This window comes from Nonomuraea indica (assembly GCF_002850745.1).
GTDB classification, from domain to species: domain Bacteria; phylum Actinomycetota; class Actinomycetes; order Streptosporangiales; family Streptosporangiaceae; genus Nonomuraea; species Nonomuraea indica.
The window spans coordinates 42,687-63,116 of sequence record NZ_KZ559470.1 but is presented as its reverse complement, the minus strand read 5'-3'; the positions used below and the strand labels follow the sequence as shown (position 1 = coordinate 63,116).

Sequence of the window (20,430 nt, the reverse complement as noted above, 5' to 3'; positions counted from 1 at the left end):
CTGCCGGCCCCGGCTCGCCGCCGCTCGGCTCAGCGGACGGCGTAGTCGCCGATGGCCGGCTCCAGCAGGTCGAACACCCGCGTCGCCGCCTCCGACAGCGCCGCGGCGAGTTCGTCGGCGTCCTGCCCGTCCAGCGTGCGCCGCTGGAGCTCCCGGAACAGCAGCCGGTGGGCCGCCCCCAGCTGCGCCGCCACGGCCCTGGCTGTCAGCTCGTCACCCGTCTCCTCGGCGAGCCGCTCGGCCAGGGCGTCCTCCCGCTGGTCGTGCAGATCGCGCAGGCGCGCCACCAGGGTCGGGCTGTCGGCCACCATGCGCGCGAACTCGGCGCCGGTGAACCCGACCATCGGGTCGTGCCGTCGTGCCGCGTCCATGAACGCCCGCCGCAGCGCCGCCAGCGCCGACTCCCCGGCAGCCCGCTCGGCCACGGTCGCCGCGAGGCTCGCCACGAACTCCTCGTGGTGGTCGAGTGCCAGGTCCTCCTTCCGGGGGAAGTAATTGGTCACGGTCATCTTGGCCACCCTGGCGGCCGCCGCGATGTCCGCGATCGTCGTCCTGTCGAAACCGCGCTGGAGGAAGAGTTGGGTAGCGTGGTCGGAGATGGCCTGCCGGGTCTCTCGCTTCTTCTGTTCTCTCAAGCCCAAGGTGTCGATGCTCATAGCCGCCAGCCTCTCATAAATTCTTAGGTTCGACCTCATTTTAGGTTGACTCTGTTTGAGCGCGGACCTAAAGTTGTGCTGGGCCTAATTTTAGCTCCACAGGATCCCGAGCGAGGAGAGTGTCTTGTCCCAAGCAGCAGAGGTTCTCGATCTGGACGACTCCGCCGACTCCGCGGTGGGCGCCGACTCGGTCAAGACCTACCTGAAGGCGATCGGACGGGTCCCGCTGCTGTCCGCCGAGCAGGAGATCGACCTCGCCAAGCGGATCGAGGCCGGCCTGTTCGCCCAGGAGCGGCTCGAGACCGAGCCCGACCTGCCCACCGACCTCCGCGCCGACCTGGAGTGGATCGCCGACGACGGCGCCCGCGCCAAGAAGCGCATGCTGGAGGCCAACCTGCGGCTCGTCGTCTCCATCGCCAAGCGCTACACCGGCCGCGGCATGCTCTTCCTCGACCTCATCCAGGAAGGCAACCTGGGCCTCATCCGCACGATCGAGAAGTTCGACTACCGGCTCGGCTTCAAGTTCTCCACCTACGCCACCTGGTGGATCAAGCAGGCCATCACCCGGGCCATGGCCGACCAGGCGCGGACCATCCGCATCCCGGTCCACATGGTCGAGCTGATCAACAAGGTGGCGCGCACGCAGCGCCGCCTGCAGTCCGACCTGGGCCGCGAGCCCACGCCCGAGGAGATCGCCGCCGAGACCGAGCTGCCCGTCGAGCGGGTCGTCGAGGTCCAGGCGTACGGGCGTGAGCCGATCTCCCTGCACACGCCGCTCGGCGAGACCGGAGACAGCGAGTTCGGCGACCTCATCGAGGACACCGAGGCGGTCTCACCGGCCGACGCGGTCTCCTTCACGCTGCTGCAGCAGCAGCTCCGCTCCCTGCTCGGCGAGCTGTCCGAGCGCGAGGCGGGCGTGATCTCCATGAGGTACGGGCTCGCGGACGGCAAGCCGATGACGCTGGACGAGATCGGCAAGGTCTACGGCGTCACCCGCGAGCGCATCCGGCAGATCGAGGCGAAGACCATGTCCAAGCTCCGTCACCCGTCCCGAGCCCTCGCCCTGCGCGACTATCTCTGAGCCGCGCAACGCGGAACGAACCGTGCCGCATTGTCTCCTACGGTGGTGCCGAACCCCTAAGGAGGCGATGTGATCGAGTTGTCGTGGCCGCAGGTCAGCGCCAGAAGGCTGGAACGCCAGGCGCTGGCCGCGCCCCGCGAGGGCGGCACGCCGGCGGACGTCGTCGCCGCGATGTGCGGCGCGCACGCCCAGGTGATGTCGGCCGCCGAGCTGTCGATCGCGCTCCGGCTCGACGGCGTGACCAGGGCCGACGTCCGCCGGGCGCTGTGGGAGGAGCGCAGCCTGGTCAAGACGTACGGCCCGCGCGGCACGGTCCACCTCCTGCCCGCCCGCGACCTGCCTAGCTGGGTGGACGCGCTGTCCCGGCTGCCGCTCGGCCACCACGCCTTCCCCGACGGCGTCAGGATGACGGCCGGGCAGACGGCCGAGGTGATCGAGGCGATCCGCGTGGTGCTCGACGGGCGGGAGCTGACGATCGACGAGCTCGGCGACGCGGTGGTGGGCGCCACGGGACCGTGGGCGGGCGACCTGGTGATGCCGGCCTTCCAGACCATGTGGCCGCGCTGGCGGCAGGCGATGGCGGCCGCGGCGCATCACGGCGCGCTCGTCTTCGGCCCGCCCCGCGGCCGCAAGGTCACCTACACCAGCCCGCCCCCGGCTCCCGCCTCGCCTGCCCTCTCCGGATCCGTCCTCCCCATGGGGGGCGGCGGCGCGAGCGGGCACGCGGACGGGACGACGCCGGGCGGCGGCGGAGCGGTGGACGGCGCCGTCGAGCTGCTGCGCCGCTACCTGGCCGGCTACGGGCCCGCCACGCCCGAGCAGTTCGCCCAGTGGATCGGGGCGCCCCGCGCCTGGGCGGAGGGGCTGTTCGAGGCGGCCGGGCCGCAACCGGTCTCCTTCCAGGGCGGCACCGCCTGGGTGCTCCCCGGCGACACCGCGGCGCCCGCCCAGGCGCCCGGCGGGGTGCGGCTCCTGCCGTACTTCGACGCCTACGTCGTGGCCGGCCGGCCACGCGAGCTGCTCTACCCCGGCGCGGCGCGCAGGCGGGCGCTGGCCGGCGGCCAGGCGGGCAACTTCCCGGTGCTGCTGGTGGACGGCACGGTGGCCGGCGTCTGGCACCAGCGCCGCTCCGGCCGCCGGATCCACGTCACGGTCGAGGCGCTGCGCCCGCTCACCCGTGCCCAGCGCGGCGAGCTGGACGACCAGGTGGCCCGCGTCGGCGAGATCCTGGAGGGACGGCCGGAGCTGACCCTCGGCCCGGTCACCGTCGGCCCGCACGCCTGACGTCGCCGGCCGGGGCCCGCCGATGACGCTCCCGGGTCACAGGAGCGCGGCGACCGCGGTCATGATCGGGATGGACAGCACGGTCGTGACGAGCACCGCGCCACGTGCCAGCGATCTGGCGGTGTCGTAGTGCACGGCGTAGACGTAGATGTTCTGCGCCGTGGGCAGCGCCCCGAACAGGGTGGCGGTCATCAGGCCCGCGCCGTCGAGCCCCAGGGCGTACCTGCCGGTCAGGTAGGCCACGGCCGGCTGCACCAGGTTCTTCAGCACCACCACCAGCACGAGTTCGCGACGCCGGCCACCCTCCGCGTCGGGCCGGGCGCCGCTCAGGCTCAGCCCGTACGCCAGCAGGGCCAGCGGCACGGCCGCGCCTCCCACGAGCTCGACCGGCCGCATCAGCAGGGTGGGCACCTCGAATCCGGTCGCGGCGACGGCCAGGCCGAGCAGCGAGGCGACCGTGAGCGGGTTGCGCAGCGGCCGGAGCAGCACCTCCCGCAGGGAGGTCCGGCGGGCGCCCCGGCGGCCGCCGTCGAGCATGAGGAAGGCCGCGGGGGTGATCACCAGGAGCTGTGTCAGCAGGATCGGGGCGACCAGCGCTCCGTCGCCCAGCACGTATACGCTGACGGGGATGCCCAGGTTGCCGGCGTTGACGTACGAGGAGGCGAGCGCCCCGATCGTCACCTCCCCGCGGCTCCGGCGCCAGGCGAACCGCGCCACCGCGACGAACGCCACCTGCGTCACCACCACGCCGGCCAGGCTGGTCAGCAGGACCGGCGAGAAGACCGACGCCAGGTCGGCGGCCGACACGGTCGCGAACAGCAGCGCGGGCATGGCGACGAAGAACGCCAGCCGCGACAGCACCAGCTCGTCCTGGGCGCGCACCACGCCGACGCGGCCGACGATGAACCCGAGCACCGCCACCGAGACCAGAGCGACGAACGCCGCGACAACCCCCGACATCGCCGACCATGCTCCCGCACCGGCGCCCGCCGCCCTCACCCGGGGCCCCCGCACCACGGCCGGGGCGGGTCACCCGGGCCCCGGTCAGGCGGTCGGACCGGGGCGGGATGTCAGGGCCGGGGCGGGCGGTCAGGGCCGGAGCGGGAGGACCGGGCCGGACCGGACGGTCGGGGCCGGGGCGGTCAGGCCGGATCGGGGGCGGCGAGCCAGCCGTCCACCTGCGCCAGCAGCCGCGCCTTGACCTCCTCGGGCGCGAACGACGCCTCGACCGAGGCGCGGGCCAGCTCGGCCAGGTCCGTGTCGCCGTACCCGAAGACCTCGCGCAGCCGGGCGTACTCCTCGGCCAGCGCCGTCTCCCCGTCGGTGTTGACCGTGACGACCAGCCCCGCGGCGCGCAGCCGGGGGAGCGGGTGCTCGCGCAGCGACGGCACCAGCCCGAGCAGGACGTTGGACGTGGGGCAGACCTCCAGCGGGACGCGCCGCTCCCGGAGCTCCGCCACGAGCTCGCCGTCGTCGAGGACGCGGATGCCGTGTCCGAGCCGTTCGGCGTGGCCGAGCGTGAGAGCCTCGCGGACGCTGGCCGGTCCCGCCGTCTCTCCCGCGTGGTGCACCAGGTGCAGCCCCGCGTCCCTGGCGGCGTCGAGCACGTCCGCGAACGGCGCCAGCGGGTGGCTCTCGTCGCCCGCCAGCCCGATGCCGATCACCTCGTCGTGGCGCAGCGCCAGCTCCAGCGTCCGGCGCAGCCGCTCGGCGGGCCGGCGCCGGGAGTGGTCGAGCAGCACCCGGCAGATGATCCCGTACCTCGCGGACCCCTCGGCCAGCCCCTCCAGCACCGCCTCCAGCGGCATCTCCGGCGACCCCACCCGCTCGCCGTGCGCGGCGGCGGTGAACGTCACCTCCGCGTAGCGGGTGCCCTGGGCGGCCTCGTCCTCGCAGAACTCCAGCGCCACCCGCCTGAAGTGGTCGGCGGTGACCAGCCGTTCGCGCACCCGCGCCCGCTGGTCGGCGAACTCCCGGAAGGTCCGGAACGGCCCCGCCGGCTCGGGCGGCCCGCCCAGCTCCCGGACGGTCCGCGGCCGCACCGTGCTCTCCAGGTGGACGTGCAGGTGGGCCTTGGGCAGCCGCGTGATGTCCCGGCCACCACCGATGTCGTCTCTCACGTGCCCGCACCCTAGGCTGGGCGCGGGCCGGCCCGCACCTCGTTTATCTTGACAAAGAATTTTTTCGGTGCGATCGTTCCGTCATGCAGGAAGTCGCGGTGATCGAGGATCCGGCCGCTGCCGAGGCGAGCCTCGACCCCATGCGGTCGAGGCTCCTGGCGGAGCTGGTGGAGCCCGGCTCGGCCACCACGCTGGCCGCCAAGGTCGGCCTGGCCCGCCAGAAGGTCAACTACCACCTGAGGACCCTGGAGAAGCACGGCCTGGTCGAGCTCGTCGAGGAACGCCGCAAGGGCAACGTCACCGAGCGTGTCATGCGGGCCACCGCCTCCTCCTTCGTGATCTCCCCGACGGCCCTGGCCGCCGTCCAGCCCGACCCGGCCAGGTCCCCCGACCGGCTGTCGGCCGGCTGGCTGCTCGCGCTGGCCGCCCAGCTCGTCCGTGACGTCGGCGCGCTGGTCACCGGCGCGGTCAAGGAGCGCAGGCGGCTCGCCACGTTCGCGATCGACGGGCAGGTGCGCTTCGCCTCGGCGGCCGACCGGGCGGCGTTCGCCGAGGAGCTGACGGCCTGCGTGACCGCGCTGGTGAGCAAGTACCACGACGAGAGCGCGCCGGGCGGGCGAGACCACCGGCTCGTCGTCGCCGTCCACCCCGCCGTCCCCTCCGCGGTGCCGCCCGCCGGGCAGGAGGGCTGACATGGGCCGCGAGTTCGAGCTGCCCCAGGAGGCCCTGGTCAATGTGACGCCGGAGGAGGTGTGGCAGGCCATCGCCACCGGTCCCGGCATCGACTCCTGGTTCATGGGCCGCACCGAGGTGGCCGACGGCGTGGTGCGCACCGCGTTCGGCGGTGGCGCCATGCCCGACTCCTCCATCACCGCCGCCGAGCCGCCCGGCCGGCTCGCGCACACCAGCGCCGTGGGGGAGGACGGGCGGTTCGTCGCCTACGAGTTCCTCGTCGAGGGCCGTGACCAGGGCAGCACCATGGTGCGCCTGGTGACCAGCGGCTTCCTCCCGGGGGACGACTGGGAGTCCGAGTACGAGGCGATGTCGCAGGGCCTGGCGATGTTCTTCGCGACGCTGGTCGAGTACCTCACCTGGTTCCGCGGCCGTACGGCGACGCCCGTCACCGCGTTCGGCCCTCCGGTCGGTGACTGGCCGCGCGCCTGGCGCGTCCTGCACGGCGAGCTGGGCCTGCCGCCGCACCCCACCCCCGGCGACCCGGTCAAGGTCGCCCCGGCGGGGCTGCCTCCGGTGGACGGCGTGGTCTACTTCGCCAACGCCCAGACGGTCGGCATCCGCACGCCCGACGCGCTGCTGAGGTTCCTGCAGGGTCTCCCCGGCTGCATGATCGCCGCACACCACGTCTTCGCCGGTGATCCGGCGGAGGAGGGATGGGCCGCGTGGCTCCGGCACCTGTACGCCGACTGACGCGGAGCAGGCGTCCGGGCGGTTACGCGGACTGACGAAAATATCTCGCACCCACCTGTAATCTTCGGGCCCCTCCGGCCACTTCGTAGTGTCCATCCATCACCAGGACATGAGGAGTTGGGGCGGTGACGCAGGACCGAGATCGGTTCACCACCATGTACGACCAATGCCGGCAGCGGGTCTGGGCCTACGTGGTCAGCCGGGCGGGCCGGCAGGTGGCGGACGAAGTGGTGAGCGAGACGTTCGCCGTCGCCTGGCGCAGGCTGCATGACGTGCCGGAGAACGCGCTGCCGTATCTGCTGGGCATCGCCAGGAACGTGTTGCGCGAGAACATCAGGGAGGAGGCCCGCCGCGAGGGGCTCACCCAGGAACTTCGCGAGTGGGTCTCCGGTGACGTCGCCGAGGTGGTGGCCGAGCGGCTGGGCGTCCTGAAGGCCATGGCCAGGCTCACCCAGGACGAGCGGGAGCTGCTCATCCTGGTCGCCTGGCAGGGGCTGTCCCCGCGCGACGCCGCCAGGGTCGTCGGCTGTTCCGTGCCCACCTTCCGGGTCCGCCTGCACCGGGCGCGAAAGCGCCTCCAGCGGGAGCTGGAACCCGCCGCTGCCGCAATGTCCCGGTTCGACCTGTCCAGGGAGCTCTCATGAACCCGATCGACGACGTGCGGGCCGCCCGGCCCGCCCACCTGGGCGACACGGAGGTCGACCAGCGCACCAGGCAGGCGGAGCTGGCCTACGCCATGTCCCAGGGCACTCCCGAGCCCCGCCGCCGGAGCCTTCGCCCGGTGTGGGGGCTGAGCCTGGCCGGAGCTGCGGCCGCCGTGACAGCCGTCGCGGTGTTCGGCGCCGGAGCGGGCGGCGGGGCGGGCGGCGGGACGGGCGGCGGGACGACGCCGGCGGTTCGGTCCGCCACCGGCACCGCGGCGCCCATGGCGCTCTCGGCCCAGCAGGTGCTGCTGACGGCCGCCACCAAGGCGGAGGGCCGGCCGTCGAGTTCGGGGACCTACTGGCACACCGAGTCCGTCCAGCGGACCCTGACCAGGGCCGTCGCCGGGTACCTGGTCGTCGAGGAAGGCCGGATCCAGAGCTGGGTGTCGGCGACCGGCCAGTGGAGCCGCAGCCAGCCGCTCGGCGCGCAGCCGGCCACCGACGCGGACCGGGCGCGCTGGGAGGCGGCGGGCTCGCCCGCGCAGATCGAGGTGGAGGTGCCGGGCAAGAGGACGCGGACCCTGACGACCGAGCCCGGAAAGCCCCACTCCGGCCACCACGCCGGTAAGGAGATCTTCTGGCTGGGGCGCAACGTCACCATGGCCGACCTGAAGAGGCTTCCCGAGGACGAGACCGCGCTGAAGAGGTGGCTGCTGCGCCACTACCAGGGCCACGGCACCGAGTCCGGCGCGCCCATGGGCCGCGACGCGTGGCTGTTCCAGACGACCGCCGGGTTGATCACCGACATGCCGGTCAGCGCCAAGGTCCGGGCCGCGGCCTTCCGCATGCTCGCGGGCCTGCCCACGGTCACCGCATCGGCGGGGGTGACCGACGCCAGGGGCCGGTCCGGTACGGCTGTCGCCATCGAGACGGAGTCGCTGGCCCCCAACGGACACGCGGCGGGCAAGGGCACGCTGCAGGACCGGTTGATCATCGATGAGCAGACCGGTCAGGCCCTGGCGCGGGAGAGCGTCGTGGTCGAGCCGGGCGGTCTGCAGAAGGACTTCGAGCCGGGCACCGTGTGGAACTCGGTGACCCTCGTCAAGGCCGCCTGGACCGACTCGCGGGAAAACTGACCCGGCCGGATGCCATGACATGCCCGGGCGGCCGGTCTCACCGGGCGCCCGGGCGCCCGGTGAGACCGCTCGTCGGGGAGGCGTGCGAGGCGTTCCAAGCCGCGCGCGGGTGGGAGCCCGAACGCCTGCGCCGGCTCCGGTGGCGCCGACGACCCTGATCACCTCGTGGGCATGACAGCCTCTCGCTGACGCCCGCGACCTTTGGCTGACACGGGCAACAACGAGAACGGTTTTCATTGCTACAGTTGGCCCGTCGCACAAGCCGTCCCCCTGGAGGCCGAATCGTGAAGTCCGTCGAACCCCGGCTCGCGCGCGAGTGGCTGCGGCGGTGGGACGCCCAGCAGGAGCGCTACGTCGCCGACCGCGAGGCGCGCTTCGCCACGATCGGGCGGGTGGTGGCCCACGCTCTCCGCGACGTGGCCGACCCGCTGATCCTGGATCTCGGGTGCGGACCGGGATCCCTGTCCGCCCGGATGGCCGGTCGCCTCCCCGCTGCGGAGATCGTCGGCGTGGACGTGGACCCGCTGCTCCTCGCCCTGGCCAGAGGCGGGCATCCGGACGCCGCCAGGTTCGTCGAAGCCGACCTCGGCGTGCCCGGCTGGTCGGCCCTCCTCGGGCTGAGCCGGAAGGCGGACGCGGCGATGTCCACCACCGCCCTGCACTACCTGCCGCCCGACGTTCTCGCGCAGGTGTACCTGGAGCTGGCAGGACAGCTGCGGCCCGGCGGGATCTTCGTCAACGCCGACAACCTCTACGACGAGCAGCCCACCATCGCCGACCTGGCCGCCGCGGTCAGGCGGTCGTCGGCCGCCCAGCACAACGAGGACTGGGGTTCCTGGTGGCGTGCCGTCGCGGAAGAGCCCGCTCTGGCGGAGCTGCTCGCCGAACGCGAGGCGCTGCTGGGACACGGAGCCGACCACCGCGTGCCGGTCTCCGTGCACGCCGACCTTCTGCGCCGCGCCGGGTTCAGCGAGGTCGGAACGGTGTGGCAGGTCGGTGACGACACGATCCTCGTAGCCGTACGGTGATCGCCTCCCCGCCGGTGTTCAGCAGGCGGGAGGGCGCGCGGCCTCAGGGACCGACGCCGGGCTGAACTCCAGGCGGACGGCGTCGCTCATGGGAAGCAGGAGGGCGACGCCGTTCTCGCGGGACCAGCCTTCCGGGACGAGCAGGTACTGATCTCCGGACCGCAGGACGAGCTTCAGGGGGCGGCCGGCAGTTCGGCGAGGAACTGGCGGGCCCGCGCGCGGCCGACCGCGGCGGAGTAGTCGTTCGCGGCCCAGAAGAGGCCCACGCCGACGAGCACGAACACGACCGCCCATTCAGCACGGGCACCCACCGGGGGCGTGGGACCCGGCTCAGCTGCAGGTGGTCCTGGGTGGTGAGGCCCAGCAGCGTCGCGTCCACGCCGAAGTAGTCGTGGAACCAGTACGCGCGGGACCAGCCGAAGTAGAACAGGATCGCGGTGAGCACGGTCGTGGGGGCCACGATCGCGCCGAGGATCCTGATGATCGAGAGGTCCGACGCGAACCAGCTCGCCGTCTCGCCGACGGCCACCGGCGAGACGTCCCCGTCTGCCACGCCCGGCCGCCCAGGACCGTCAGGCTGTCCGGGACCGTCAGGCTGTCCGGGACCGTCAGGCTGTCCGGGACCGTCAGGCTGTCCGGGACCGTCAGGCGGTCCGGGACCGTCAGGCGGTCCGGGGCCGTCAGGCTGCTCAGGGCCGGAGGGCTGCCCGGAAGCGGCGGGCCGGCCTTCCGGGGTGGACTCGGCTCCGGGAGGGCCCGCCGTCATGGGCTGTCGTCCGGCTCCGGAGTGCCGTCCGGAGACGGCGAGTCACCGTCTCCGGACGGCCCGGTGCGAGGGGACTCGTCGATCGACGGGACGGCTCGTCCGGGGTCGCCGTCGAGCCGCAGGGCTCCTCGCCTGTGACGATCACGACGGTGGCGCCCGCCTGACCAGGGTCCCCTGCGGGGGATCGGTCTCCACGAACACGCAGGTCGAGAAGCCCGGCCGGTCGCGCGCCTCGACCCGCAGCCGCACGCACCGCTTCCGCCCCGGGCACTGCTCGCGGATGCCGCTCTCGATCCGGCTCCTCATGTCGGCGAGCGGACGCCCCTGGTCCCTCTGCCGCGCGGGGATCTTGATGGGCGCTCCGTACGCCTCCCCGCCGTCTCCCAGGGGCCTCGCGCGTCAGGCTCACCCGTCCTCCTGTCGCCCGGGCCGGGCTGCTCCCCTCGGCCGAAGGGAGCGCCGCACCCGACCGCCAGGAGACAGACCAGGAACACCACCAGGTTCATCGCGAGTCGGTTCAGGTCCCCGAGGGCATGGGTGCGCCGACTCGCCTGTCCGGCGTGTGCTCGCCCGTGACTTCTACAGCAAACTCATCTATCCTTCCCTTTCTGATGGAGTGATAGGGAAGGAAGATGAGTTATGGATGCAGTCTATGTGTACGAGGAGGACGGGGAGCCGCTGCGCGGCGCGGACGACGCCCTCGACCTGATCGCCGCCGCCTGGGCGGCAAGAGCGGCGTGGGTCGCGGTGCCCGCCCACCGGCTGCACGACGACTTCTTCCGGCTGCACACCGGCGTGGCGGGAGAGATGACGCAGAAGTTCGTGAACTACCGCCTCGGGCTGGCGATCGTGGGTGACGTCAGCCGGCATGCCGTCGCCGGCTCCGCCTTCCAGGCGTGGGTGCACGAGTCGAACCGGGGAAGCCACCTCTGGTTCGTCGACGACCTGCCCGGGCTGGCGGCACGCCTCGTCCCGGCCGGCGGCGGCGAGGCCGGGACTCAGGCGTCGAGCCGATAGAGGCGGAAGAAGTCGTTCTCCACCGGCAGCACCGAGCACGCCGAGAAGCCGGCCTGCTCGGCGTAGGCGCGGACGCGATCCGCGCGCAGCACCGTGCCGGTGGCCGCCGACGGCTGCTCGACGAGCTGGGTCGGCAGGCAGTGCGTGACGCTCCAGCCGTACATCATCCGCTCCACCTCGTCCCCGGGAGCCGTGAACCGGTCCGCGACCCGCTCGTCCGCCACCAGCACGGCGCCGCCCTCCTTCAGCGACCCGCGCGCCGCCCGCAGGAACTCCACCGGCCGGGCCAGGTCGTGCAGCGCCTCCAGGATGACCACCAGGTCGTACGGGCCGGTCTCCGTCAGCCGGGCAGCGTCGCCGTGTATCAGCCGCACATGGTCGTCCACGCCGGCCCGCTCGGCGTGCAGGCGCGCGTCGGCGATCGACGCGGCGTCGGCGTCCACGCCGTCGACGAGCGCGTCCGGGAAGGCGCGGGCCAGCGCGATCGTCGACCAGCCCTGCCCGCAGCCGGCGTCGGCGATGCGGGGGTGCGGCGCGTCCCGCAGGCGGGCCACGATGTCGGGCATGGCGGCCAGCCAGTCGGTGGGCAGCTCGTGGGTGAAGGCCGGGCGGTTCATGTGACCCTGCCCGTAGCGGAACGCGGCCCCGTACGACTCGTAGGGAACCCCCGCGCCGGTGCGGTACGCCTGCGCCACCTCCGTGATGACGCCGCCGACGCCGGCGAGCAGATGGGCGAACGGGGCGACGTGTGCCGGGTCCTCGGCCTCCAGCAGGACACGGGCGTGCGCCGGGTCGAGCCGGTAGCGGCGCTCGTCCGCCGGCACGTCCGGATCGGTGTCCAGGAACCCGGCGACGGCCTGCTGCTCCAGCCACTCCACGGCGTACCGGGGAGCGATCCCGGCGCGTTCGCTGAGCTCCCGGGCCGTCAGCGGGCCCTGCTCCCGCAGCACCCGGTACAGGCCCAGCTCGCCGCCCAGGTAGACGGAGTAGAGCTCGAGCGCGCCGAGCGCGGCTGTGAACAGGCGGTCGGTGAGCCGGTCGGTGCGTTCGGTGTCGCTGGCGGTGTAGGCGTCGGCGGTGTTCATGAAGATCCCCCTGAATGGAACAAGGCGCCGCCGGCGTCCGCGGCGTGCGCCCGCCCGGCCGCCGTGGACACGTGCGACACCGGCGCCGGGCCTGCCCTCTCTGGCCCACGCTAGCCGCGAGGTCACCGCCTTAACAGCCCTGACCTGGGGTTATCTGGCCGCTTCGGCGCCGTCCAGGATGAGGTCGAGTCCGGCCTGGAAGGTCCTCCTGGCCGCCTGCTCCAGGTAGGGGCCCGGCTCCGCGGGCCGCGGCGGGGGAGGCACACTGTCCAGCCACACCACCTGCGGGAACCGGTCGGCGAAGTCCGGCGCCACCTCCTGCAGCGACCCGGCCCGGTCGAGCCACCACTCCCGGTCGCCGACGCCCGTCGCCGCCTCGGCCTGCCGGGACTCGGCGATCGTCGCGGCGGAACCCCGTACGAAGTGGAACAATGTCCCCACGAGGCTCCGCAGCGGCTCACGGTCGAGCCCGGTCACGCGCAGCAGGCTCAGCAGGGTGTCGAGCATCGCGTACTCGTTCGGTCCGAGCACCGGCCGGACCTGGGACACCTGGAGCATCCACGGGTGACGCAGGTACAGCTCGCACAGGTCCCGCGCCCAGGCGGAGACGGCGGCCCGCCAGCCCGCGCCCAGGTCGTAACCGGTGGGGAGCTCGGCGAGCACCTGGTCGTACATGAGGTCCAGCAGTTCGCCCTTGCCGGGCACGTACGTGTAGAGCGCCATGGCCGTCCGGCCGAGCCGCTCGCCCACGGCGCGCATGGACAGCGCAGCCATGCCGTGCTCGTCGGCCACGGCGATGGCCGCGCCGACGATCATGTCGAGGGTCAGCGCCGGCTTGGGCCCCGGCCGTCCGCCGGCGTCACCGCCCGGAACGGCTCCGGCGCGCCACAGCAGCGCCATCGAGCGCCGCGCGTCCCCCTGGCCGGCGAAGACCGCCACGTCCGCCCCCTTGTCTCCGTACGGCGTAAGGATAGAGGCCGGTTCGCCGCCCCGGTCACATTGTCCCGGACGGCGAGCCCGAGGCGGACGGCCTCGACGCGGGGTGGAGCTCGCCGCCCTGGTGATCAGCGGGGCTTACGGGCATGAACGCGCTCGATCGCGCCCATGGTCAGGCGCTCGGTCTCCTCGATGACGACGCCGAAACCGCGCAGGGCGGCCAGGGGGCGGCGGGTGTAGTGCTCGCCCTGCAGGGGGACGCTGACCAGCTCGACGACGTGCTGCAGTGCGCGCAGCGGCCAGAAGGACGCGGCCACGTGGTCGGCCAGCAGCAGGAGACCTCCGGGCCGCAGCACGCGGAGCGCCTCGGCCAGCGCGGCGCGTTCGTCGGGGACACAGCACAGGGCGAAGGTGCTGACGACAGTGTCGAACGTCGCCGCGGGGAAGGGCAGAGCGGCCGCGTCGGCCTGGTGGAGCCGGACGGCCCGGTGCACCAGATCCGCCTGCCGGCGAGCGGCGTGGAGCATGGCGGCGCTCCAGTCGACGCCGGTCAGATCGACCTCGTCGGGGTAGTGGCGGAGGTTGGCTCCGGTGCCGACGGCGATCTCCAGGGTGACGCCCCGGGCCCGGCCGCAGACCCAGCGGCGGCTGTCCGCCAGGAACCGGCGCTCGACCCCGGCCGATCGTCTGTCGTAGGTGGCCGCCTGCCGGTCCCAGTAGCCGATGAGTGCTCCGGACGAGCGTCTCACGGCGCGGAGGCCTTCGCCGCGTGGGCGGTGCGAGCCGGGGTGGCGCCGAGGATCTGCGCCAGGGCCGACCTGACGTCCTCGAGACGGCCGGGGCCGACCACGGCGCCCCATCGGGCTTCCACGTCGGCGAAGTAGGCGGCGCTGATCTCGGCGGCGCGGGTCCCGCGGTCGGCGTAGACGACGATGCGGCCCCGGCCGTCGGACGGGTCGGGGACACGTCGCACGTAGTCGCGCTGCTCCAGGTAGCCCACGAGTTCGCTCATGGCCTGCGGAGTCATCCCGGCCCGTCGGGCCAGCGTGGTGGGGCGGGTGCCGTCGCAGTCCATGAACCGGAACACGTTCAGGCAGTGGGTGGGCCGCAGATCCTCGTGTCCGGTCTCGACGAGGTGCTGGTAGAGCCCGTCGAGGATCAGGTTGAACGCCTGGCCGATGAGCTGTGGCAGGAACGGCGCGGCACTTGTAGGTTCTTCGGGCACCTTATAACCTCGCTTACTAAGGCTTCCTTAATACTTGGATCGTAGCGGAAAGCGAAGGGGTGGAGCCATGAGGTGGCGTACAGTCGCGCGGATCGTCGTGGGGACGCTGCTGGGCGCCGACCTGCTGCGCATCCGGCCCGTCCTGTGCGTCGCCGACTGCCGGCCGCTCACCGGCGGATCGCCCGCCTGGCTCGCCATCGGCACGGTCACCCTGGTCGTCGGGCTCACCGTGGCCGGTGCGCTGCGCCGACGGCGCTCACCTCGCTGACGACGGCGACCCACCCAGCCGCCGCACCCCACCGCGACCGTCACGGCACCCCGACCGGCGGACGCCATCCCCGACGTGACAGTGATCTGCGTCGGCGGACGCCATCGCCGAGGTGAGCGGAGTCAGGGGGAAGGGGTGAGCATGGAGCGCAGGATACGGGTGAGGGTCTCGGCATCCTCGGGCGCGAGGCCCGCGGTGAGCCGGGCAAGGGTCGCCGCATGGTCGGTCATCGCCGCGTCGATGACGCGGCGGCCCTCGGCGGTGAGCGTGACCCGGAAGCTGCGCCGGTCCGCCGGGTCGAGGCTCCGCTCGACCAGCCCGGCCGCCTCCAGCCGGTCGATCCGGTTGGTCATGCCCGCCCGCGACATCATCAGCGCCGCCGACAGCTCCGACGGGATGGCCGTGTACGGCGGGCCTGAGCGGCGCAGCGCGGCCAGCACGTCGAACTCACCGTGGCGCAGGCCATGACCCGCGAACACCCGGTCCACCGACGCTTCCGCCCTGCGCGTCACCAGAGCCAGCCGCCCGAAGACCCCCATGGCGGACAGATCCAGGTCGGGCCGCTCGCGCCGCCACTGCTCCAGGATCACGTCGATGGGGTCCCGCTCGCCGGCCACGTCACTCACATTCCAGGATCTTAGGGGACCACGCCCGGCGCGCCATTTCCCCCGACGCCTCCCGGCGAACCGCACCTGCCTCTTCGCGGACGAGCGGCCTTCCTGCGAGCAGCGTCGGGCGTGCTTCTCAAGGTGAGCTGGGCCGGGCGTGCTTCTCGAGCTGGGCCGGGCGTGCTTCTCGAGAGAGGAACGCTCTTCGTGCGAGCAGCGTCGGGGGTGCCTCTTCGAAGAGGGGCGCTCTTCGTGCGAGCCGCGCGCCCGGCCTCCTCCTTCGCGGACGAGCGGCCCCTGGGAAGTCGCGTCCGCGGGGCGTCCTTGGGGGAGGATCCACCCTGCGTGCGAGCTGCGCCTGGCCTGCCTCCTTCGCGGACGAGCGACCCCTGGGGAGTCGCGTCCGCGGCGCGTCCTTGGGGGGAGGACCGACCCTGCGTGCCCCGCCTGCCTCCTCGCGGCTGCCCGGACCCGCCCGGCCGAGCGCGCGGTCGGCCCTGGCCGGGTGGGCTGCGGTGGGTCACCGGGCCTGGCCGGGTGCGCTGTGGTGGGTCAGCGGCTCCGGGGGGTGACCAGGCCGGTCTCGTAGGCGAGGACGACGAGCTGGGCGCGGTCGCGGGCGTGCAGCTTGGTCATGGCCCGGCTGACGTGGGTCTTGGCCGTGGTGGGGCTGATCACCATGTGGGCGGCGATCTCGTCGTTGGACAGGCCGCGGGCGACGAGCGCCGTGACCTCCCGCTCCCGGTTGGTCAGTGCCTCCAGCCCTGATGGGTGCGGCTCGGGCCTGCGGGCGACGTACTCGGCGATGAGGCGGCGCGTGATGGACGGGGAGAGCAGGGCGTCGCCCCGGGACGCCACGCGCACGCCCTGGAGCAGGTCGGCCGGCTCGGTGTCCTTGACCATGAACCCGCACGCGCCCGCCCGCAACGCGTTGAAGACGTACTCGTCCAGGCCGTAGTTGGTGAGGATCACCACGTGCACGTCGCTCAGCCGCTCGTCGGCGGCGATCCGCCGGGTCGCCTCGATGCCGTCCATCACCGGCATCTGCACGTCGACGAGGGCCACGTCCGGCCGGTGCTCCAGCGCCAGGGCCACGGCCTGCGCGCCGTCGGCGGCCTCCGCGACGACCTCGATGTCCTCCTCGGCGCACAGCAGGGCGCGGAAGCCGGCGCGGATCAGCGACTGGTCGTCGGCGAGCAGGACCCTGATCATGCGATCTCCTCGAAGGCGGGCAGGACCCGGATCACGCGGTCTCCTCGAAGGCGGGCAGGGGCGCGGACGGGCTCTTGCCGGTGTGCCCGGTGGTGTTCCGGCCGTGCTCCAGCCGGTGACCGGTCAGCGGGTCGGAGGCAGGTGGGTCGGAGGCGGGCCGGACGGCTGCCGGAAGGGGTAGGTCGGCGCGTACGGTGAAGCCGCCGCCGGAGCGCGGAGCGGCCTCGAGACGCCCGCCGAGCGCGGCGACCCGTTCGCGCATGCCCAGCAGCCCGACGCCGGGCACCGGCTGGGCGTCGGGGGAGGCGCGGCCGTCGTCGTCCACCTGGACGAGGAGGCTGTCGGCGCCGTAGCCCACCCGCACCGACGCGGACGCCGGTCCGGCGTGCCGGGCCACGTTGGTGAGCGCCTCCTGGACGATGCGGTAGGCGGCGCGGTCCACCTCGGCCGGCAGCGGCCGGCGCTCGCCGTCGATGGTGACCGTGGTGGGGAGGCCGGCGTCGCGGGCCCGCTTCACCAGGTCGTCGAGGAGGTCCAGCCCGCTGCCCGGCGGGTCGCCGGCGTCGTCGCGCAACACCTCCAGGGTCGCCCGCAGCTCGCGCATCGCCTCACCGCTCGCCTCCTGGATGGCCAGTAGCGCGTGCGGGACCTCCTCGCCGCGCTTGCGCGCCAGGTGGACGGCCACTCCCGCCTGCACCTTGATGATGGAGATGCTGTGGGTGAGCGAGTCGTGCAGCTCCCTGGCGATGCGCAGCCGCTCCTCGCCGGCGCGCCGCAGCGCCGTCTCCTCACGGGTGCGCTCCGCGTCGGCGGCCCGCTGCTCCACCTGCTGCAGGTATGCGCGCCAGTTGCTGGCGGCGATGCCCGCGACCCCGGCGGCCATGAACCAGCCGAGCAGCAGGACCGTCCCCTCGAGCATCGGTTGCGTGGCCCGGCCGGAGGCGGCGGCCAGCCCGGTGGCCAGTTCGCCGCCGAGGAACGCGACCGCCGCCGCCGCGGCGGCCAGCCGGTGGCGCGTCGCGACGGCGGCGAACATGGCGACCAGCACCGGGAAGGTCGCTGGCGGTCCGGGGTCGGCGCGCACCGAGTAGAGCAGCATGCACCCCGTCGCGACGGCCAGCGCCACGCGCGGCGCCTGCCTGCAGACGAGCAGCGCCAGCGAACCCACCACGACGAGCACATAATCGAGGGGACGCGTGGTGGGCGACGACAGCGCCCCCACCTCCAGCAGCCCGGCGATCATCAGCACGGGCATCGCGTTGCGGAAGCTCAGCACGCGCCGGATCGCGCCGGCCGCGTCGCCGGTCTCCGGGCGTGCCCGCCGCATCGCGTCGGCCGCGTCGCCGGTCTCCGGGCGTGCCCGGGTCTCGGCGGTCGTGTGGCCGGTCTCGGGGCGTGGTGGTTTCGTGTCGGTGGTCGTGGGGCCGACTTCTGGGCGTGCCTGCCTCGTCCCGAGGCCCGGGTGGTCGGTCCGGGTGTGCCCCTGCCGTGCCTCGGTCGTCGCCTGCCCGGCCTCGGGGCGCGTGTGTGTGAGGGCGCGCCCGGGCTCGGCCGGCGGCCGTGGCGGGTCGGCGGGGCTGGCGGGCGGGGCCGTGGCGGGGGAACGCTCAGAACTCACGTTCTGCACATTAAGCCGTCGCGCCCCCCATGGCGTCACACCACGGTCTGATTCCGGAGATACTCCCCCCGAAGTAGTCGCGCCGCGCCTACCCCGCGGCGCCCAGCCTCAGGTGTCTCCGCCTGTGGGACGACGCGGGAGCAGCCCGGCGGCCACGATCGGATCCATGAATCCGATCACGACCCCCGCCCCGTCGCGGAGCGCCGCCGGCACGGCTCACGCCGCCGACCGAAAGCTGCGTGACCTCTTCGACGGCCCCGTTCACCTGCCGGGCGACGACGGCTACGACACCGCGCGGCTCGCCTGGAACCGCGCCATCGACCCCCGCCCCGCCGTCGTCGCCGAGGCGGAGCACGCCGCAGACGCGCGCGCGGCGGTCGCCGTCGCGCGCGAGCACGGCCTGCCCCTCACGGTCCAGTCGACGGGCCACGGAACCCACCTGCCCGCCGACGGCGGCCTGCTGCTCAGGACGGGACGCATGGCCGGCGTCCGCGTCGACCCCGATCGCCGCACCGCCCGCGCCGGCGCCGGCGCCCTCTGGTCCGACGTGCTCGCGGCCTGCGCCCCGTACGGCCTCGCCCCCGTCTCCGGCACGCCCGCGATCGGCGTCACCGGGTACACGCTGGGCGGCGGCGCGGGCTGGCTGTCACGCCTGTACGGCTACGCGGCGGACAGCCTGCTGAGCGTCCGGCTCGTCACCGCCGGCGGCGAGACGGTCACCACGAGCGCGGACGAGCACCCCGAGCTGTTCTGGGCGTTGCGCGGCGGGGGAGGCAACTTCGGGCTGGTGACCGAGCTGGAGTTCCGGCTGTACCCGGTGGCCGAGGTGTACGCGGGGATGTCGCTGCACCCGGTCGGACGAGCGGGGGGCACGCTCGCCCGCTACCGCGAGTGGGCCCTGACCCAACCCGACGAGCTGAACACCTCCGTCATCCTCCTGCGCACCCCGCGCACGGCGGACGGCCCGGGAGGCTGGGCGCTGGCGGTGCGGGCCATCCACGCGGGCGGGGCCGACAGCGCGCGGCGGCACCTGGAGCCGCTGCTGGAGGCCGCGGGACCGGCGGTGACGGGCGGGTTCGGCGCGATGACGTTCGCCGAGGCGGTCCCGGCGTTCGGCGGCCCGCCGCCCGCGCCGATGGCCGTCGAGCAGCACCTCGACCTGCTGCGCCAGGTCCCGGACGACGCGATCGAGACCATCCTGGCGGCCGTGGACGACACCGGCCCGGGGGAGGAGGCCGCGGGGTCGAGGCTGATGGCGATCGAGCTGCGGCACTGGGGCGGGGCGATGGCCCGGCCCGCCCCGGACGCCGGCCCGGTCGGCCACCGTGACGTGCCCTTCTCGGTGATCGCCACGGCCGCCCCGGCCGACGCCGGCCGGGACCGGGCCGCGGGTGTGCGCGAGGTGGCCGCGGCGTTGCGCCCGCACGCCACCGGCGGCTCGTTCCTGAACTTCCTGACCGACCCTGCGCGCACCCGCGACGCCTACACCGGCGACGACCACGCCCGCCTGACCAGGGTGAAGACGGCGTGGGACCCGGACAACCTGTTCGGCCGGGTGCACAACATCCCGCCGTCCCGGCCCCGCCCCTGATCCGGTCGAGGAGGCGACATGCCCGCACCGTTCCGTGGTGGGGCACGGCCTCGTCGGTGACGGCGGCGCCGCCGATGGGCTCTCCGGCACGCCGGTCACCGTGACGCAGCCGCCAGCGGCCGGATGGCTCTCCTCGAACGCGAACCAGAACCCCTCCAGGCAGCCGCTTGATCGTTCAGCGGGACACCCCCCTCCCGCTCCGAGCCCCGATGCAGCGCTTCTTCCCCCATCTGGATGGCCACGTAGTCGAGTGCCGCGTACACCGGCGCCAACGCCCCTCCCAGCGCCAGCAGGACAAGGCCCTTTCTGACATTGATCACCACCGAAGCATCCCATCTTCTTCTTGCCTGATCACCCGGCGAGGGTTCCGGGTCTGAGCGTCGCGCCTGTCCGAGGGATGCCGTGAGAGCCGAGTAGCGGTAGGGCCGGTCCGTCGAGGCTCTCGTCCTTGGGGCGGCGGCGCGGCTCCGGTACGACGGCCGATGGTCAAGTACGGCGCTCGGGCGGTGCTGTGGGCGGCCCGTGGTCTCGCCGCCGTTCGGGACCCGCCCACGCCGCACGCCCGGACGGCGGGCGGGCGGCAGGCCGTGCGGCGGCGGGGTGCGCGGGCGCAGTTCGGCAGGATAGGGAGACTTGCCTGGCATGGACTCGGTCCTCTCAAGTGATCACGTCTCCACCGGACCCGGGGCGATTCACATCGCGGTGACCGGAGCACGAGGCGTCCACCTGC

20 protein-coding genes and 1 pseudogene are annotated in these 20,430 nt (G+C 73.6%); 10 read left to right on the top strand and 11 right to left on the bottom strand.

Features of this window, described 5'->3' with window-relative positions; translation table 11 throughout:
• Nucleotides 1–29: 29 nt before the first annotated feature.
• On the bottom strand, nucleotides 30–656 hold the full coding sequence (locus CXR44_RS15125; protein ID WP_101786685.1) for a TetR/AcrR family transcriptional regulator: 627 nt from the start codon (nucleotides 654–656) through the stop codon (nucleotides 30–32).
• A 175-nt stretch (nucleotides 657–831) separates the two neighbouring features.
• Here CXR44_RS15125 and CXR44_RS15120 point away from each other — a divergent pair.
• Nucleotides 832–1,737 (top strand): annotated as a pseudogene (locus tag CXR44_RS15120) (RNA polymerase sigma factor); the annotation flags it as partial.
• Nucleotides 1,738–1,806: 69 nt separating this feature from the next.
• Complete coding sequence (locus tag CXR44_RS15115; RefSeq protein WP_101786683.1) at nucleotides 1,807–3,021, top strand: winged helix DNA-binding domain-containing protein; 1,215 nt, start codon at nucleotides 1,807–1,809, stop codon at nucleotides 3,019–3,021.
• Between the two features lie 36 nt (nucleotides 3,022–3,057).
• On the opposite strand, the gene CXR44_RS15110 is transcribed toward CXR44_RS15115, so the two are convergent.
• Together CXR44_RS15110 and add are read right to left on the bottom strand one after the other, a co-directional pair.
• On the bottom strand, nucleotides 3,058–3,981 hold the full coding sequence (locus CXR44_RS15110) for an AEC family transporter (protein WP_101786682.1): 924 nt from the start codon (nucleotides 3,979–3,981) through the stop codon (nucleotides 3,058–3,060).
• A 182-nt stretch (nucleotides 3,982–4,163) separates the two neighbouring features.
• Nucleotides 4,164–5,141, bottom strand: a complete 978-nt coding sequence (gene add / locus CXR44_RS15105) for an adenosine deaminase (RefSeq protein WP_245899175.1) — start codon at nucleotides 5,139–5,141, stop codon at nucleotides 4,164–4,166.
• Nucleotides 5,142–5,224: 83 nt separating this feature from the next.
• On the opposite strand from add, the gene CXR44_RS15100 reads away from it, so the two are divergent.
• From CXR44_RS15100 to CXR44_RS15075, 5 genes are all read left to right on the top strand, one after another.
• Nucleotides 5,225–5,833 (top strand): ArsR/SmtB family transcription factor, encoded by a 609-nt coding sequence (locus CXR44_RS15100; RefSeq protein ID WP_101786681.1) that lies wholly within the window; start codon nucleotides 5,225–5,227, stop codon nucleotides 5,831–5,833.
• A 1-nt stretch (nucleotide 5,834) separates the two neighbouring features.
• Nucleotides 5,835–6,566, top strand: a complete 732-nt coding sequence (locus CXR44_RS15095; RefSeq protein WP_101786680.1) for an SRPBCC family protein — start codon at nucleotides 5,835–5,837, stop codon at nucleotides 6,564–6,566.
• Between the two features lie 125 nt (nucleotides 6,567–6,691).
• Nucleotides 6,692–7,210, top strand: coding sequence for an RNA polymerase sigma factor (locus tag CXR44_RS15090; RefSeq protein WP_245899174.1), 519 nt, complete (start codon nucleotides 6,692–6,694; stop codon nucleotides 7,208–7,210).
• Nucleotides 7,207–8,346: a CU044_5270 family protein gene (locus CXR44_RS15080; RefSeq protein ID WP_180903435.1), complete on the top strand. Its 1,140-nt coding sequence runs from the start codon at nucleotides 7,207–7,209 to the stop codon at nucleotides 8,344–8,346. The genes CXR44_RS15090 and CXR44_RS15080 overlap by 4 nt, the downstream gene beginning before the upstream one ends.
• A gap of 284 nt (nucleotides 8,347–8,630) precedes the next feature.
• Entirely contained in the window at nucleotides 8,631–9,374 is a 744-nt protein-coding gene (locus CXR44_RS15075; protein ID WP_101786678.1) for a class I SAM-dependent methyltransferase, read from the top strand.
• A 907-nt stretch (nucleotides 9,375–10,281) separates the two neighbouring features.
• Here CXR44_RS15075 and CXR44_RS39440 read toward each other — a convergent pair.
• Nucleotides 10,282–10,446, bottom strand: a complete 165-nt coding sequence (locus CXR44_RS39440; RefSeq protein ID WP_180903433.1) for a hypothetical protein — start codon at nucleotides 10,444–10,446, stop codon at nucleotides 10,282–10,284.
• Between the two features lie 333 nt (nucleotides 10,447–10,779).
• On the opposite strand from CXR44_RS39440, the gene CXR44_RS15065 reads away from it, so the two are divergent.
• Nucleotides 10,780–11,157 carry a DUF4180 domain-containing protein gene (locus tag CXR44_RS15065; protein WP_101786676.1) on the top strand — a complete coding sequence of 126 codons (378 nt, stop codon included), beginning with the start codon at nucleotides 10,780–10,782 and terminating at the stop codon, nucleotides 11,155–11,157.
• Here the strand turns inward: CXR44_RS15065 and CXR44_RS15060 are convergent.
• From CXR44_RS15060 to CXR44_RS15045, 4 genes are all read right to left on the bottom strand, one after another.
• Nucleotides 11,139–12,242 carry a class I SAM-dependent methyltransferase gene (locus tag CXR44_RS15060; protein WP_101786675.1) on the bottom strand — a complete coding sequence of 368 codons (1,104 nt, stop codon included), beginning with the start codon at nucleotides 12,240–12,242 and terminating at the stop codon, nucleotides 11,139–11,141. The genes CXR44_RS15065 and CXR44_RS15060 overlap by 19 nt on opposite strands.
• Nucleotides 12,243–12,392: 150 nt before the next feature.
• Nucleotides 12,393–13,181 (bottom strand): TetR/AcrR family transcriptional regulator, encoded by a 789-nt coding sequence (locus CXR44_RS15055; RefSeq protein ID WP_101786674.1) that lies wholly within the window; start codon nucleotides 13,179–13,181, stop codon nucleotides 12,393–12,395.
• Nucleotides 13,182–13,306: 125 nt separating this feature from the next.
• Complete coding sequence (locus CXR44_RS15050; RefSeq protein ID WP_101786673.1) at nucleotides 13,307–13,927, bottom strand: class I SAM-dependent methyltransferase; 621 nt, start codon at nucleotides 13,925–13,927, stop codon at nucleotides 13,307–13,309.
• The gene (locus CXR44_RS15045; RefSeq protein ID WP_101786672.1) at nucleotides 13,924–14,403 is read right to left on the bottom strand and encodes a MarR family winged helix-turn-helix transcriptional regulator; all 480 of its coding nucleotides are present in this window, start codon (nucleotides 14,401–14,403) and stop codon (nucleotides 13,924–13,926) included. Before CXR44_RS15045 ends, CXR44_RS15050 begins: the two co-directional genes overlap by 4 nt.
• Before the next feature lie 67 nt (nucleotides 14,404–14,470).
• On the opposite strand from CXR44_RS15045, the gene CXR44_RS15040 reads away from it, so the two are divergent.
• Nucleotides 14,471–14,671 (top strand): hypothetical protein, encoded by a 201-nt coding sequence (locus CXR44_RS15040; protein ID WP_101786671.1) that lies wholly within the window; start codon nucleotides 14,471–14,473, stop codon nucleotides 14,669–14,671.
• A 122-nt stretch (nucleotides 14,672–14,793) separates the two neighbouring features.
• Here CXR44_RS15040 and CXR44_RS15035 read toward each other — a convergent pair whose 3' ends face one another.
• From CXR44_RS15035 to CXR44_RS15025, 3 genes are all read right to left on the bottom strand, one after another.
• Entirely contained in the window at nucleotides 14,794–15,297 is a 504-nt protein-coding gene (locus tag CXR44_RS15035) for a MarR family winged helix-turn-helix transcriptional regulator (RefSeq protein WP_245899173.1), read from the bottom strand.
• A gap of 534 nt (nucleotides 15,298–15,831) precedes the next feature.
• The gene (locus CXR44_RS15030) at nucleotides 15,832–16,491 is read right to left on the bottom strand and encodes a response regulator (RefSeq protein ID WP_101786670.1); all 660 of its coding nucleotides are present in this window, start codon (nucleotides 16,489–16,491) and stop codon (nucleotides 15,832–15,834) included.
• 31 nt (nucleotides 16,492–16,522) lie between these two features.
• Nucleotides 16,523–18,109, bottom strand: coding sequence for a sensor histidine kinase (locus CXR44_RS15025; protein WP_245899172.1), 1,587 nt, complete (start codon nucleotides 18,107–18,109; stop codon nucleotides 16,523–16,525).
• Nucleotides 18,110–18,275: 166 nt separating this feature from the next.
• Between CXR44_RS15025 and CXR44_RS15020 the strand changes: the two genes are divergently transcribed.
• Nucleotides 18,276–19,700: an FAD-binding oxidoreductase gene (locus tag CXR44_RS15020; RefSeq protein ID WP_101786669.1), complete on the top strand. Its 1,425-nt coding sequence runs from the start codon at nucleotides 18,276–18,278 to the stop codon at nucleotides 19,698–19,700.
• Nucleotides 19,701–20,430: the final 730 nt, after the last annotated feature.